Origin of the sequence: Paenibacillus sp. FSL R7-0204 (genome assembly GCF_038002225.1) — a bacterium.
Lineage (GTDB): Bacteria > Bacillota > Bacilli > Paenibacillales > Paenibacillaceae > Paenibacillus_AQ.
On record NZ_JBBOCA010000001.1, the window covers coordinates 598852 to 614544 of the forward strand.

Annotated in this window: 13 protein-coding genes; 10 read left to right on the plus strand and 3 right to left on the minus strand. The window is 55.2% G+C overall.

The genetic code is table 11. The annotated features are described in order from the left end of the window. Positions 1 to 6 precede the first annotated feature (6 nt). The 6 genes from MKX42_RS02815 (at position 7) to MKX42_RS02840 (ending at position 6773) form a co-directional block, all read left to right on the plus strand. Positions 7 to 816 carry an ABC transporter ATP-binding protein gene (locus MKX42_RS02815; protein ID WP_340751071.1) on the plus strand — a complete coding sequence of 270 codons (810 nt, stop codon included), beginning with the start codon at positions 7 to 9 and terminating at the stop codon, positions 814 to 816. Next, positions 813 to 1565: an ABC transporter permease gene (locus MKX42_RS02820; RefSeq protein WP_340751072.1), complete on the plus strand. Its 753-nt coding sequence runs from the start codon at positions 813 to 815 to the stop codon at positions 1563 to 1565. The genes MKX42_RS02815 and MKX42_RS02820 overlap by 4 nt, the downstream gene beginning before the upstream one ends. After that, positions 1562 to 2632 (plus strand): ring-opening amidohydrolase, encoded by a 1071-nt coding sequence (locus tag MKX42_RS02825; protein WP_340751073.1) that lies wholly within the window; start codon positions 1562 to 1564, stop codon positions 2630 to 2632. The genes MKX42_RS02820 and MKX42_RS02825 overlap by 4 nt, the downstream gene beginning before the upstream one ends. Positions 2633 to 2731: 99 nt before the next feature. Continuing rightward, positions 2732 to 3160 carry a cupin domain-containing protein gene (locus MKX42_RS02830; protein WP_340751074.1) on the plus strand — a complete coding sequence of 143 codons (429 nt, stop codon included), beginning with the start codon at positions 2732 to 2734 and terminating at the stop codon, positions 3158 to 3160. 16 nt (positions 3161 to 3176) lie between these two features. Next, entirely contained in the window at positions 3177 to 4814 is a 1638-nt protein-coding gene (locus MKX42_RS02835; protein WP_340751075.1) for a PucR family transcriptional regulator, read from the plus strand. A gap of 6 nt (positions 4815 to 4820) precedes the next feature. Then, complete coding sequence (locus tag MKX42_RS02840; RefSeq protein ID WP_340751076.1) at positions 4821 to 6773, plus strand: allophanate hydrolase; 1953 nt, start codon at positions 4821 to 4823, stop codon at positions 6771 to 6773. Between the two features lie 526 nt (positions 6774 to 7299). Here the strand turns inward: MKX42_RS02840 and MKX42_RS02845 are convergent. After that, on the minus strand, positions 7300 to 8403 hold the full coding sequence (locus MKX42_RS02845) for an FUSC family protein (protein WP_051478252.1): 1104 nt from the start codon (positions 8401 to 8403) through the stop codon (positions 7300 to 7302). A 293-nt stretch (positions 8404 to 8696) separates the two neighbouring features. On the opposite strand from MKX42_RS02845, the gene MKX42_RS02850 reads away from it, so the two are divergent. From MKX42_RS02850 to MKX42_RS02865, 4 genes are read left to right on the plus strand one after another with little or no spacing between them, the layout of a single operon-like run. Continuing rightward, a complete protein-coding gene (locus tag MKX42_RS02850; protein WP_340751077.1) occupies positions 8697 to 9821 on the plus strand; it encodes an ABC transporter ATP-binding protein in 1125 nt (374 codons plus the stop codon). Beyond that, positions 9811 to 10617, plus strand: coding sequence for an ABC transporter permease (locus MKX42_RS02855; RefSeq protein ID WP_340751078.1), 807 nt, complete (start codon positions 9811 to 9813; stop codon positions 10615 to 10617). The genes MKX42_RS02850 and MKX42_RS02855 overlap by 11 nt, the downstream gene beginning before the upstream one ends. Beyond that, positions 10614 to 11459: an ABC transporter permease gene (locus tag MKX42_RS02860; protein WP_340751079.1), complete on the plus strand. Its 846-nt coding sequence runs from the start codon at positions 10614 to 10616 to the stop codon at positions 11457 to 11459. The genes MKX42_RS02855 and MKX42_RS02860 overlap by 4 nt, the downstream gene beginning before the upstream one ends. Continuing rightward, positions 11456 to 12529 carry an ABC transporter substrate-binding protein gene (locus MKX42_RS02865; protein ID WP_340751080.1) on the plus strand — a complete coding sequence of 358 codons (1074 nt, stop codon included), beginning with the start codon at positions 11456 to 11458 and terminating at the stop codon, positions 12527 to 12529. Before MKX42_RS02860 ends, MKX42_RS02865 begins: the two co-directional genes overlap by 4 nt. Before the next feature lie 571 nt (positions 12530 to 13100). On the opposite strand, the gene MKX42_RS02870 is transcribed toward MKX42_RS02865, so the two are convergent. Beyond that, on the minus strand, positions 13101 to 13775 hold the full coding sequence (locus MKX42_RS02870) for a hypothetical protein (protein ID WP_340751081.1): 675 nt from the start codon (positions 13773 to 13775) through the stop codon (positions 13101 to 13103). A gap of 346 nt (positions 13776 to 14121) precedes the next feature. After that, positions 14122 to 15516 (minus strand): transcriptional regulator, encoded by a 1395-nt coding sequence (locus MKX42_RS02875; protein ID WP_340751082.1) that lies wholly within the window; start codon positions 15514 to 15516, stop codon positions 14122 to 14124. Positions 15517 to 15693 lie beyond the last annotated feature (177 nt).

A 15693-nucleotide genomic window follows, 5' to 3' on the forward strand; every position in this document is an offset into this window, starting at 1 on the left:
CCGATAATGACAACAGCGATCAAAGAACAGCTGGATGCTGCCGCCGCGCAGCATCCCGGTACCCGGGAAACGATGCTCTCCCTGCGCAATTGCTCTCTTTCTTTCGGCAAAGTGCCTGTGCTGGATCAGGTCAGTCTTGACGTCTACCGCAATGAGTTCATTTCGATTCTCGGACCGAGCGGCTGCGGGAAATCTACAACACTCCGGCTGATGCTGCGATTGTTAAGCCCGGAGGCCGGTGGAGAGGTGGCGTATGCCTCACCTGATCTGTCCCTGGGCATGGTCTTCCAGAAGCCGGTACTGATGCCGTGGCTCAGTACGCTGCAGAATGTAATGCTGCCGCTTGAACTGGGCGAAAAGAAGAAGTTCAGCAAAGCCGAGGCACGTGAAAAAGCGGAAAGTGCCCTGCGCCTGGTCGGCCTCCAGGATTATCTGAACCACTTCCCGCATCAGCTCAGCGGCGGGATGCAGCAGCGGGCAGCGATTGCCCGGGCTCTGGCGGCCGATCCGACGGTGCTGCTGATGGACGAACCGTTCGGCGCGCTGGATGAGCTGACACGCGAGAAGCTGAATTTCGAGCTGCTGCGGCTGTGGGAGAGCCCGGAGACCAGTCTAAGCAGCATTGTGATGGTCACCCATTCCATTCATGAATCCGCGCTGCTGTCAGACCGGGTCGTCATGATGTCTCCCCGGCCCGCCGGTGTGACGGATATCATTCCGGTGACGCTGCCCTCCCCGCGTGAGGCGGGCATGGAAGAGCTGCCGGAATTCCACCGGATTGTCAAGGAACTGAGAAAGCGGGTGAAGCATCTATGACGGTCAAAATCAAAGACACCCTGTACCCGGTCACGTTTGCGCTCGGCTTCCTGCTCCTATGGGAGCTGGCTGTACGTGTCCTGTCGGTTCCTATGTATCTGCTGCCTGCACCTACGCAGGTAGTCTCGGCTATTAATGGCTCGCTCTGGTCGCATACGCTGGTTACGCTGGGCGAAGCTCTGACCGGGTTCATTCTCGCCAATATCCTCGGCCTCGCTACCGCAGTGATTTTCGTGCATTCCAAGCCGATTGAGAAGGGGATGTTCCCGCTCGCCATCGCCCTTAAGACTACGCCGCTGGTGGCGCTGGCCCCGCTGCTGGTCGTTTGGCTGGGGACCGGATATACCTCGAAGGTAATCGCTTCGATGCTGATCTGCTTTTTCCCGATTCTGGTGAACAGTGTTAAGGGTCTTAAGGCCATTGAATACGAAGCCTGGGAGCTGTTCTCGACCTACAAAGGGACGAAGAGCGAAATCTTCTGGAAGCTGCGCCTGCCGACGAGTCTGCCTTATATCTTCTCTGCCCTCAAAATCTCCACCTCGCTGGCCATAGTCGGTGCCATAGTCGGCGAATTTGTCGGAGCCAATAAGGGACTCGGTTATGTAGTGCTTGTCTCTTCCTATCATATGGATACGCCGGTGATGTTCTCGGCTATTATTGCTTCGGCGGTGTGCGGCCTGCTGCTGTTCTGGTGTATCGGGCTGCTGGAGAAACGGGTTATTTTCTGGACAAGGAGCGATGATCTATGATGAACTGCTCGGTCATTCGAATCCCAGCAGGCGCGCCGCATGATATGTCGGGATTAAGCGCAGCGGTGGAAGCAGGCCTGTTCCGGCCGGAGGAAGTGGTCGCGGTGCTGGGGAAGACGGAGGGCAACGGCTGTGTGAATGATTTTACGCGGGGTTATGCTGTGATGGCCTTGAAAGGATTCTTTGCTGAAGCGGCAAAAGGAGGAGCTGCCGGCATCTCTTATGTGATGTCCGGCGGTACGGAAGGGGTGCTCAGCCCGCACTTCACGGTCATCAGCCGCAGCGGACAGGGGGAGCCGGGGGTGGCCGGTGATGGCCTGAAGTCGCTCGCCATTGGTGTGGCAAGAACCCGGGGCTTCCGGCCGGAGGAGCTGGGACGGCTCCCTCAGGTGGACGCCGTGGCGGATGCCGTGGACCGTGCGGTTAAGGAGGCGGGCATCACCTCACCGGAGGATGTGCATTTTGTACAGATCAAATGTCCGCTGCTTACCGCTGAACAGATCTATGAGGCACACAGCCGTCAGGCGTCCCTGGTGACAGAGGATACGTACAAATCGATGGGGTATTCCAGAGGCGCTTCTGCACTGGGTGCCGGGGTCGCGCTGGGTGAGGTGGATCGTGCGTCTCTACAGGAGGAAGATATCTGTACAGACTGGAGTCGATTTAGCGCGGTAGCCTCCACTTCGGCGGGCAGTGAGCTGTCCTGCTGCGAAGTGATTGTGTTCGGGAACTCGCTGTCTGCGGACGGCCCGTACCATATCGACCATGCCGTGATGCAGGATGCAGTGGATGGCGCTGCACTTCAGGGCCTGCTGGACCGGTATCCGGGTGAAGAGCTGGTGCAGGTGCTGGCCAAAGCTGAAGCTGATCCCGATGGTATCATCCGCGGACGCCGCCATATCATGCTGGATGACTCGGATATCAATCATACGCGCCATGCACGGGCTGTAGTCGGGGGTGTGCTGGCCTATGTCGGCGGCGACCCGATGATCTACGTCTCCGGCGGAGGCGAGCATCAGGGGCCGAAGGGCGGAGGGCCGGTGGCGGCTGTGTTCCGCCGCAGGTAGCAGAGCTATATAGATTGAACTAAAAATTTAAGTTAAGGAAAAGTGGCGGAGGGGAATATAGGATACTACTACATTTTATCCATCATGGGGGAATCGAATATGCATACACAGGAAACGAAAGTGCTGAGCGCAGCAGATATGACATGGGAGCTTATGCCGAATCACATAGAACTGTATCACCGGGAGATTGTCTCTGCAAAGGAGGCGGACCGCCTGGGTATCCGGATGAGTTCGATTCTGTGGGAAAAGCTGGGGATCGGCGGTCAGGTCTTGCCGCACTATCATGATGTAGTCGAAATCATTCATATTACCGTAGGAGAGGTCAAGCTGCTATGTGACGGGGAGTGGTACAGCTACCGGGCCGGAGATACGTTCCATGTGCCTGCGGGCGTAGTCCATTCTGTTCGGAATACAGGGGATTCTCCTTCGGAGCAGATCAGTATTTTTGTACCGGGGGAGGCGGAGGTGCCGGCTAACAGCTTCTTCGGCACTACACTAATCGAGGATATCTATTCTTCCAAGCTATAGTAAAGGCGGCGGAGCCATGGGCAGCAATGTAATTACCGGTTTGACCTGCAGCGATATTCTGCTGATACCCGACTTGAAGGAAGCGGCCCTGCTGGCCGGAGCCGGCGGCCTTGGGCGTTATATTAACCGGGTCAATGTAATGGAGGTTCCCGATGTTATTGACTGGGTCCGTCCGGGAGAGTTCCTGATTACGAGCGGCTTCCCCTTTCATAACCGGCCGGAGCTGATCGCAGAGATTATTCCGCAGTTGAACCAGAAGGGAGTGTCCGCGCTCGGGATCAAAACCAAGCGTTATATCGATGAGATTCCGCCGCGGGCGCTGGAGCTGGCGGATCAGCTGGGCTTCCCGATCTTCGAGCTGCCCGCCTCCACCTCCTTCTCCGATGTGGTCCGCGACATTATGGAGCGGGTGCTGGTGCAGGAGGCGCGGGAACTCTCGCAGCTGCAGAGCCGGTTCCAGAAGCTGTCGAAGCAGCTTCTCCATGGCGACGGGATTGAGGATTTCCTGCTGACCCTCGACGGGATGCTGCATAATCCGGTCGTCCTGCTGGATGATACGGATCAGGTCTTCTGTTCTCCGCAGGCGGAAGCGCTACAGCTGGAGGAGCAGCTTCCGGCCTGGATACAGCTTCTCCAGGAAGGCAGTCTCGGCATTACTTTCCTCACAGTTGGAGAACGGCGCATCCGTGCCTATGTCTCGGCCGTCAATGACAAGGGAGCAGATCCGTGTCTGCTGGTGCTGCTGGAGTGGAACAGCGAGCTGTCGGTAGTGGATCAGTTAACGATTGACCGGGTCGGTGTGCTCGTCGGCCTGGAGATGATCAACGCCGGGGCCCGCCGGGAAGTGGAGCTGAAGTATGTGGACCAGTTCCTGCAGGACTGGATCAGCGGGCGGATTGCCGCTGCCGAGGATCTGAAGCTGCGCGGCGCGGCCTGCGGCTGCCCGCTCCCGGAGCGCCCGCTGCGTGCTGTAACCGCCGGATGGCTGGAAGATAAGCCGGAGCTTAAGCAGCTGCAGCAGGTAGTGAAGCGGGTTCGTGCCCGGGCAGACCTTCAGCATGTGAAGCTGACCATCCTTGAAGGGGAACTGGTCCTGACCGTGCCGGAGCAGCCGGAGCTTCCGCTGGAGGAGACATTGGGGCGTCTGCTGGCCGAGATGAACCGGGTGTTCGTCAGCGGGACCTGCGCTTTCTGTATTGGCGATCTTGCGGACGGCCCCGATCAGGTGCGGTTCAGCTATGAATCCTCCCGCAAAATCGCCCGCATCCGCCAAATCAGCGGCTACAGCGGGTCTTATGTGGATTACCGGAAGCTGGGCGTCTTCCGGCTGCTGTACCATCTGCCCGAGCTGGACGAGATCAGCGAGTACAGGGATCAGTATATTGCTCCGTTGCTGGAGTATGACCGCAAGCATAACGCTTCGCTGCTCCAGACGCTCCAGCTGTATTTCAAGTGCAACCGCAACGTCAAGCGGACCTCCGGCGAGCTGTTCACTCATTATAATACGGTCACCTACCGGATTGACCGGGCCTGTGAGCTGCTGGGACTCGGCCAGGATGACGGTGACGATATGCTGGAGCTGCAGCTCGCGCTGAAGCTGCATGAGATGGGCAAGGGCCGCAGGTCCGGCACCGATACGCAAAGAAGGAGATGAAGCCTGATGACAGCAACAACAGAATGGCCCGTGAAGCTGACTGCCGGTTGGCTGCGGGAGCAGTATTTGAGCGGCACGCTGGACCCGGAGGAGGTCATCCGGGAGGTCATCCGCCGCGCTGAGCGGGACAAGGACATGAACATCTGGATTGAACCGCCCGCCGAGGCACAGATCGCTCCCTACCTGGCAGCGCTCCGAGAGCTGAATCCGCAGGAGCATCCCCTGTGGGGCGTTCCGTTCGCGGTGAAGGATAACATCGATGTCAAGGGGCTGCCCACGACGGCGGCATGTCCTGAATTCGCTTATCAGCCGGAAGCGGATGCGGCAGTTGTGGCGAGATTGGTGGCTGCGGGGGCGATTCCTGTCGGCAAAAGCAATCTGGACCAGTTCGCCACCGGACTCGTCGGTGTGCGCAGCCCTTACGGCGAGACACATAATGCCCTGCGTCCCGAGTACATCAGCGGCGGATCCAGCGCCGGTTCGGCGGTTGCCGTGGCCCGGGGCCAGGCGGTATTCAGCCTGGGCACCGATACCGCCGGCTCGGGCCGTGTGCCGGCCGCGCTGAACGGGCTGGTCGGCTTCAAGCCCAGCCTGGGCGCCTGGCCGGTGCGGGGCGTAGTGCCGGCGTGTGCCAGCCTGGATTGTGTCACCGTATTCGCGCACAATCTGGAGGAAGCAATCACGGTGGACCGCGCAGCACGCGGCTTCGATGCAGCCGATCCGTGGTCACGTTCCGTGAAGCGGGAGGCTGCCGCTCTGCCGGGCAAGCTGCTGGTGCCGGAAGCGCCGCTGGACTTCTACGGGCCCCATGCGGACGAATACCGCCGGGCCTGGGAACGGGCTGAAGCGGCCGTGCAGGCGCTGGGGCTGCCGATTGAACGGGTGGACTGTACGCTGTTCTCCGAAGCGGCAGCCATCCTGTACGATGGCCCCTGGGTAGCTGAGCGATGGGCGGATCTGGCCGGATTCGTAGAGAGTCACTGTGAAGCTGTGCTGCCGGTAACGGAGTCGATTCTCTCGTCCGGGGCAGCGGAGCGCCACACTGCTTCGAGCCTGTTCCAGGCCATGCACCGCTTGCAGCAGTATAAGCGGGAAACGGAGCTGTTACTGCAGGATGCGGTGCTGATCCTGCCGACCTGCGGCGGAACCTGGACCCGGGAGCAGGTAGCGGCGAACCCGGTAGGGGCCAACTCCGATATGGGCCGCTACACCAATCACTGCAATCTGCTCGACCTGTCGGCGGTAGCAATTCCCGCCGGGGAAGCGGCAGAGGGTCTGCCGTTCGGTATTACGCTGTTCGCTCTGGCAGACAGCGAGCATCTGCTTGCCGGAGCCGGTGCGCGGCTATTGGCGGAGGGGCATATGCCTGAGGAGGATGGTGAGCGTGCGGGGAGTGCTGCTGGGAACGAGGCTCAATTTCTGGCAGAGCGCCAAACGCCGGAGTCGGAGGGTAGCGTAGGTACTAGTGGTACTGCTGGGGCTGCTGAGGCAGACGTTGGTGAGGATGTAGGTACTGGTACTGGTGCTGCTACTGGTGCTATTACTGGCGCAGCTAGTGGTGCCGAATCACCAAATCCCGGCATGGTTATCCTGGCGGTTTGCGGGCTGCATATGCGCGGCTTCCCGCTGGAGAAGCAGATGCTGGAGCATGGCGCCCGCTTCTGGCAGGAGGCGCGGACCGCAGCCTGCTATGAGTTGGTTAAGCTCCCTACCGAGCCGGCGAAGCCGGGCCTGCTGAGACAGGTGGCAGGGGGGAGCGCAATCGAACTGGAGCTGTGGCAGATGCCAGTGGAATCGCTGGGCGCATTCGCGGAGCTTATCCCGGCTCCGCTGGGCCTGGGACGGGTGGCGCTTGCCGATGGCCGCGAAGTGACCGGCTTCATCTGCGAAGGCTATGCCGCCGCTGGAGCCGAGAACGTTACGGCTTACGGGGGCTGGAGATATCTGCCTGCTGAATAAATACCGCTTTCAGCGTACAGCCCTGCGAACCGATTAACTGCTGCTTTCGGCGTTCACCTATGCGCGCGTTATACTAAGGAGGAATTTGTGTATCCCATTTCGTGTCACCGGTACATTCGCAGTATTTAGGTGGATTTTGTCCACTTCCTGCTGGAGAGATACCGCCTATGGGAACAGCAGATGGATAAACAGCACTTATTTTGCCCGGTTTTAACGTATTTCATAGATTGCGGCGGATTAGATGTACTTTTTCCAACTGCTTCAGTCAAATCGGCTGATTTGGCTGTATTAAGTGCCTTTTTTCCAACTGTTACTTCACTTGAGTAGCCCGTCTATGCCACCCGGGCTACTCAAGTGAAACTACTCAAGCCATCCGAGCTACTTTACCCGCGCGCACCCCATCCTACCAGCAAGGTACATCAATTGCAACGCTCTGCATCAAGACGGCAAATGTTTCGGCGGCGATTTTGAGAGCCGGGCAGGTGCAGCGCGACCTGGACAACACAAAAAAAGGACCCTCCCAAGCTTATAGTTTGTGGAAGAGTCCTTTTTGTATGAATTGGATGGCGCGTGCAGGCTGTGCCTTGACATGCTGTGGTACGGTGGAAAGGGCCGCATAATCGGCGCGTTCGATCTCTTCAAGAATCCGGTTCAGGTGGGAGAACACCGCACCGAGATCACGGAAGGCCGCGAGCGGGCACTGATCCTGCAGCTCCGAGAACCAGGCGAGCTGCACATCGCGGGCTCTTCTCAGACTCTCGGGGAGTGACCGTCCGCTGCATTCGGCATCCGATAGCGTTCGTGTGCCGTACAGGGCGATACAGTCTGCCGTTGCGGTTACAACCTCCAGCATCCAGTCGGCTGCGGCATAATGGGCCGGCAGCAGGGCGATCTCTTCGCTTATGGCTTTGACATAGGAGTGGACCTTGATGAGATGGGTGGTCGTCTGTGTTAGCTTGCCAATGTCCTTACGGCACTGGTAATGAGACAGCGTGTAATGCATCTCCTTCTGCAGCCGGTCGCTCTTCTTCAGCAGCTCGCCGGAGCTCTCAAGAGCAGCCTTGGCCTGTGCGGCATCCCGGCCGCTTGCAGCGAATCCGGTTAAGGCATCGGATAAGGTCAGGCTGCCCTTCAGCGCCAGGTCCTTGACCTTGACGAAGCTCTTGGGCGGCACGATAATCATATTGATGATGAGGGCAATCAGCACGCCGATCAGCGTCTCGGCGACTCTCCAGACGATATATTGGTCATGATAGAAGGTGAGTGCAAGCACCGAGGTGACACCGACCTGGGAGACGGCCTGGATATTGATCCGGCAGGCGGTAGCCACCCCAATACCAATCAGCAGCATCAGCAGAATCGACAATGCGCCCACATCGAAGAACTTGCCTACGATCAGGCTGACGATGCCGCCAAGGACCACGCCGGTCATACGGTAGACGCCTTTTTCAAGGGAGGCCTTGACGCTGCTCTGGGTAATCAGAATCGCCGCCAGCGGGGCGAAGTACAGGTAATGGTCCCCGTAGATAATGTGCACGGCCAGCCACGAGAGCGAAGCGGCGAGTGTAATCCGTATCATATATAAGGATAATCCGAACTTTTCAAGGCGCTCCTGTAAGCCCTCGTTCATGTTTGTCATCTTCTTTCATGTAAATAGGAAAAATTTTATGGTTTTCATCCGTTTTCATTATAGCACCTCAAAACAGGCCGGAGGCGGGCAAGATTTTACGAACTTGTTAAGTTTTTGTGCGTGATTTCACAATGTAAGCTATCGCATATATTGCAGGATTCCTTTATGCTATATATATTGAAGCCTGTCGAACCAAGGCAGGAATTGTCGCTTATCCGTGCTGGGCATGCCGCTGCCGGATTGTCTCCCGCAAGAAGCGGGTAAAATAGGTTGTACTACATAAGTAAGGGAGGTTGTTAGCTATAGCTACCCCGGAAGGCACTATTATTTCTTTTGACCAGGTGATTAAGCAATACGACGACGAAGAGGCTGTACTCAAAGGCGTGAGCTTCGAAATTGAACGCGGTAAATTCTACACGCTGCTGGGCCCTTCGGGCTGCGGAAAAACGACCATTCTGCGTCTAATCGCCGGCTTCGCGGAGCCGACTGAAGGTTCGATCTATCTTAACGGCAAAAAAATCAACCACATTCCCGCCAATGAGCGGCAGGTCAATACGGTGTTTCAGGATTATGCGCTGTTTCCGCATCTGAACGTATTCGAGAATGTGGCGTTTGGACTGCGCATCAAGAAGCTGAAGAAGGATGTCATTCAGCAAAAGGTGCAGGAAGCGCTGCGCTTCGTCAACCTGGTCGGCTATGATCAGCGGGCCATTAATGAAATGTCCGGCGGGCAGAGACAGCGTGTCGCCATTGCGCGCGCCATTGTCAACGAGCCGCAGGTGCTGCTGCTGGACGAGCCGCTGTCTGCGCTCGATCTGAAGCTGCGTACGGAGATGCAGTATATTCTGCGGGAGATGCAGCAGCGGCTGGGCATCACGTTCATCTTCGTCACCCATGACCAGGAAGAGGCGCTGGCGATGTCCGACTGGATCTTTGTTATGAATGGCGGCAAGATTGAGCAGAGCGGCACGCCTAATGATATTTACGATGAACCGATTAACCGGTTCGTGGCTGACTTCATCGGAGAGTCGAACATCGTGCCGGGTGTGATGATTGAGGACTATGTGGTGGAGTGGGGCGGCCACCGGTTCGAATGTGTCGATGCCGGTCTGAAGCCGAATGAAGCGGTGGAGATTGTGATCCGGCCTGAGGATCTGGAGATTGCCACCCTGGAAGCGGGCAAGCTGAAGGTGCGTGTGGATTCCCAGCTGTTCCGCGGGGTTCACTACGAGATCAGCTGCTATGATGGCTCGGGCCATGAATGGCTTGTCCATTCCACCCGTAAGGCGGAGGTTGGCTCCGAGATCGGGCTGTATTTTGACCCGGAAGCGATCCATGTTATGCGGTTCGGTGAAACGGAGGAGGAGTTCGACAAGCGTCTGGAGGCTTACGCCGAGGTGGAGAGCCATGATGAGTAAGGGGAAGTCGTATTATCTCATCCCGTACTATTTGTGGATCGCGTTGTTTGTTATTGCACCGGTGCTGCTGGTAGTCTACTATTCCCTGTTCGATCTGGAGGGGAAGCTGACGCTGAGTAACTACGCCAATTTCTTCACCCCGGTCTATATGAGGATGATGCTGAATTCGTTCTGGTACGCTTTTCTGATCACGGTGTTCTCGCTCCTCGTGGCTTACCCGGCCGCTTATCTGCTGACGCGAACGAAGCACAAGCAGCTGTGGCTGCTGCTGATTATTCTGCCGACCTGGATCAACCTGCTGCTCAAAACATACGCTTTCATCGGGATCTTCGGCACCTTCGGTCCGGTCAATAATTTCTTTGATCTGATGGGTCTGGGCGAGCAGCAGATACTGTTCACGGGCTTCAGCTTCGTGTTTGTGTCGGTCTATATTTTCATTCCATTCATGATTCTGCCGATCTTCAGTGCCCTGGATGAGATGAATCTGTCGCTGGTGGATGCCGCGCGCGATCTGGGTGCATCGGGATGGACGACGTTCCGGCGGGTGGTTTTTCCGCTGACGATCTCGGGCGTACGCTCCGGCTGTATGGCGGTATTCATTCCGGCGCTGTCGCTGTTCATGATTACGCGTCTGATTGCCGGGAACCGGGTCATTACGCTCGGCACCGCGATTGAGCAGCACTTCCTGGTCACACAGGACTGGGGTATGGGCTCGACCGTTGCGGTGTTCCTGATCGCCATTATGGCGCTGTTTATGATTCTGACCGGCGGCTCGCGGAAGGGGGTGCGCGGATGAAGAACAGACGCAGGGTTAAGAACAAGAACGGCATCGCCAATATCTATCTGGTGCTGGTCTTCCTGGTGCTGTACGCGCCGATCTTCTATCTGATGTACTACTCGTTCAACAGCGGCGGCACGATGCACAAGTTCGAAGGCTTCACGCTGGATTATTACCGTGAAGTGGTTGCGGATACCCGGCTGATGATTATTGTGATTAACACACTGGTCATTGCCCTCCTGTCATCGGCCATTGCGACCATAATAGCGGTGATCGGTGCGCTGGCGATCCATCATGTCCGCAGCCGCCGGGCGAAGAACACGCTGCTCTCGCTGAACAATGTGCTTATTGTCAGCCCGGATGTCATCATCGGAGCCTCCTTCCTGATCCTCTTCACAATTGTCGGGATCAAGCTGGGCTTCACCTCCGTGCTGCTCTCGCATGTGGCGTTCAGTATTCCGATTGCGGTCATTATGATCCTGCCGCATCTGCAGGAGATGAGCCCGACCCTGACGGATGCCGCCCGCGATCTCGGCGCTACGCGCCGGGATGTGCTCACGAAGGTCATTCTGCCGATCATCAAGCCGGGAATCTTCAGCGGTTTCTTCATGGCCCTGACCTATTCCCTGGATGATTTCGCAGTTACCTTCTTCGTCACGGGCAATGGTTATTCCACTCTGTCGGTGGAGATCTATTCCCGGGCCCGGCAAGGGGTCTCGTTGTCGATTAACGCGCTGTCGACCCTGATTTTCCTCTTCACGATTCTGCTGGTCATCGGTTATTACTACCTGAACCAGCGTAAGAGCCGCCCGGCGGTACAGATTGCCGAGCCGGTGGCCGAAGCGGGGGTGCCTAGATGAAGCAGCTAGTCAATACGTTCCTGGCGATTCTGATCGTTGCCTTTGGACTGATGTTCCTGGCCTCCCGGCTGAACTCAGCCCAAGGCTATTCGGGCGGGAATACGCTCACGATCTACAACTGGGGTGACTATGTGGACCCCGATCTGCTGAAGCAGTTCCAGGAGGAAACTGGAATTACGGTCATCTACCAGACATTCGATTCTAATGAAGCGATGCTGACTAAGGTCGAGCAAGGCGGCACGATCTTCGATGTCGTAATCCCGTCTGACTATGCGATTGCTAAGATGCGGGAAGAGAATCTGCTGCTGCCGCTGGATCACAGCAAGCTGCCGAATCTCGCTAACATCGATTCCAAGTTCATGAATCTGTCCTTCGATCCCGGTAACAAGTATTCGGTTCCTTATTTCTGGGGGACGGTGGGGATCATCTTTAACCCCGACATGACAAAGGGCATTGATTTCAGCAGCTGGGATTCCCTGTGGGACAAGCGGCTGAAGAATAATATCTTCCTCGTGGACGGAGCCCGTGAGGTCATGGGTATGGCGCTGAACAGCCTGCACTACTCTGTCAACGACACGAAGGAGGAGCATTTGCAGGAGGCGCTCGTCAAGCTGAACAAGCTGTCTCCGAATGTGAAGGCCATTGTGGGTGACGAGGTCAAAATGCTGCTCGCGAACGAAGAAGCGGCGGTCGGCATTGTCTGGTCCGGCGACGCTTCGGAGATCATGGATGACAACGACAAGCTGGACTTCGTCGTGCCGGAGGAAGGCTCGAACAAATGGTTCGACAACATGGTCATTCCGCGTACTGCAGGCAATGTTGAAGGCGCGCATAAGTTCATCAACTTCATGCTGCGGCCGGAAGTCGCCGCACAGAATGCAGAATACGTCGGTTATTCCACGCCGAACGTGCCTGCGCTGAAGCTGCTGCCGGAAGACATCTCCGGCGACGAGCGCTTCTACCCGCCCGCTGAGATCACTGACCGGCTGGAGGTCTACGACAACCTCGGCAAGCGGATGCTTGCCCACTACAATGAACTGTTCCTGATGTTCAAGATGAATAAGAAGTAGCTGGCAGGATGTAAGCTGGCAGTGAAGCCCCCGTTTGTGCTTATGCGCAGGCGGGGGTTTTTGCTTAAAATATAAGAATTTATATGTTTCACGCTATGGATTATCCTTCTATTTCCCGCTGAAACGGTACCGTCCTTTAAAAGGACGGCAAAGCCGTTTCCACTTGATGGGTGTGCTAGGGGGGGGAGTTGTGTTGTGTAGTGTAGGGGATAAGAGTCGGGCAATGGCGGCGTGGTGGAGTGGGGACTGACGAGGATTGAAGAAGAGAAGTACTGGTGGCTGATAGTTTGATAGAGGATAAGAACGGGTGCTACCGATGCTTGTGGAGTAATCTGTGTTTGTGGAATCGGGTGATAGTGCTGTAGAAGCAGGTAACAGATGGATTTTATCCACCTACTGATGAGTATTAATGGATTGTGGGGGAGAGAGTTGGAAAAACAGCACTTAAATTTCCCCAGATCGCCCCATAGCGGCAAAACCAAGAGTAACAGATGCTGTTTTTCCACTTGTTGCCGGTCATTCCTCAGGAATCAGGAAATTAAGGTGCGTTAATCCAATTGTTTGCCGAAGGCTAATTAAAATATTCCAGTACGCCGCGCTTCAAATCATATCGTGCGGTTCGTTCCTGATTGCTGGTGGGAACCGGTATGAGCCAGCCTTTGTCAACTAGACTGTGCAACGTCCGGATGGCGGTTCTGTAATCGATGGAGAAATGCTGTTTCACATCCTGCGGGCGGATCGGCCGGGCCAGATGAAGGGTTAGCCGGATCACTTCTTGCTCCAATAGCCGTATACGTGATACCGGGGCTTCGGCAGGCTGATATTTGCCCAGAACCATCCGCAGCAATGTCATGCAGAGCTCGGGCCGCTGTTCAACATCATCGTATGCGAAGGAAATCACATGATAGCCCATAGCATAGAGGAAGGTCTCGCGGTTCAGTTCGCCGCAGTATTTGTTGCGGTCCATATCGCGGACATGCGCTGCATACCCCTTGATCTCTATCAGGAGCTTCACATATCCGGGCAGCCAAGCAAAGTCAGCGAAATAAGATCGTCCCCGCCAATCCAGGACCTCGTACTCCGGATGAAGCCCGTCAAAATGGCCCCGCAGCGGCCACCATACCTTATGCAGGAATAGGCTCTCGGCATGCCGATGCCCCCGTTCCAACCGTGCCCGACGTTCTCCATCAGCTCTGCTGTCCAAGTGTCCGCTGATAAACTGGTCATGTGCTTCTTCAAAAGTCATGCTCCTCATCCTCTCCGGAAAATAGAAAACGCCCCGGCTTTCCCATAAAGGGCAACCGGGACGTTCTTCGTCTCGCTGATGTTAAGTATAGGGTAGAGCTTGAATGCAGTGAGAAATGCGGTAGTCGATGGCGTTCCGCATACGGTAAATAAGAAGTGTTCGTGATTGTCTGACGACAGTCCAGTAAGACATATAGCTTATGTGCAGACTTTAAGAAATCTTCAAAAACAGTAAGGATATTTAGCTACCGCCAACACCGTGAGACATAGTTTGAAATGAACTTTGTGTGTCACTGCCTGAAGCAGCCTCAATTATCTCAATAGAAGAAATAATCACAGTAACCATACTACATATAACTAGAAGCTTTAAAAGCCTTTTGATCATTTGTATTACGCACCTCTCTAATTAGGAGTTTGTATGTCTCGATTTCATCATCACTTGCTATATGTCTGTATTGTTCAAATAGATCTACGCAGGTGATGACTACACTCTCGTTGTTAATTTTAGCAGAGGATTCCAAACTTTTTAAGATAAAGATAATACCTTCACTTCGATTATTTTTTACATAATAGGTGGCCAATTCTGCTAGAAATCGGGCATGCTTGTCTGCCATAACTTGCTGGTTGTATTCCCGGAATTCCGATTTATAAATTCGGTAAGGGATATGCTCAGAGAAGCGTTCCAGAATATCATCCACATTCCAATCATACCGGTTCGCTGACTTAACAATATGGTACATAGCTGTAAATATCTCGTCTGGCTGCGTAGAGATATACTCCACATAATCAGATAATACCTCTAGCTGTCCATCAAGCAGACGATATAGGAAGATATTTGCCTTCCCCCACTCCCTGAACTGGGCTAATGTCCGAGCTGCTTCATCATCCTTCTCTTGTATCCAGCTACCATCTATATAGAGAGGGACATGCTCAATCGCAGATTTGTAATCCCCATATTCCATATAAATGCTCGAGATTAAAAGCCGGGCATTTAGAATATATAAATACAGCGGCTTTGAAGGCAATTTTTCGTTGTCCGGTTTACGTTTCGAGCGGTGCTGTAGATTGTAACGGAGGGTAGCGAGATCAAGCATTTTCTCGGCAAGCTCGTTCACTTTAGCCCACTTCTGCAGAGAGTAGTAGACATCCAGCAGGTCTTTCAATCCGTCCAGTTGATCCGCCTCATTCAGCCGGTCGATGAAGCACTCGAACAGGATGGCTACCCGCAGATTGCTGCTCTGGTCATCACCGAGGCCAATTCGGAATAACCTGTATTGGCATACGGCGAGCCGGTCGGAATTCTGATATTTCTCACTGGTGCTCACATTCTCATACAATAATGCTGCTGCGTTCCACAATCCCTGCTCGAACAGCCCTTCTGCAACTTCGAATAGCATAGGGGCATAGACCAGATTCTCCAGCAGGTTCCTAACTACCTGTTCGACACAGTCAAGGCGGCCGAGCGCCGCTGAACGCACAAGAAACGGCCGCAAGCGCCGCCAGGTGGGAGCTGAATGGTGAAAGCATTCGTCCACATATAAGCTATAGAAGTGGTCCTCCGGCAGGCCCATGCCCCGGGTAATGCGCTCCAGATGATCCATGGCAATCGGCTGACGGTCTTTAACGACACGGCTGAGTGTGCCGGAATTGATTCCTGACGAAATGGCAAACTGATTAATGGACAGGCTCTGATTAGACAAATATGCGGTTACCTGATCGCGAATCGTGGTTGTGGACTTCATACAAACACCACCTGACCTAATCCCAGTAAATAGATTTTTAATTCATTGGTGTAATAATATGTGATAATATTCCAACGGTCAATAGAGCGGATTAGTAAATACGGTGAACAAAAGGAAGGGCAGACTGGAACTATATCCCTGGCTAAGCTTACCGTGACACATTGAAACGCCCCGGTT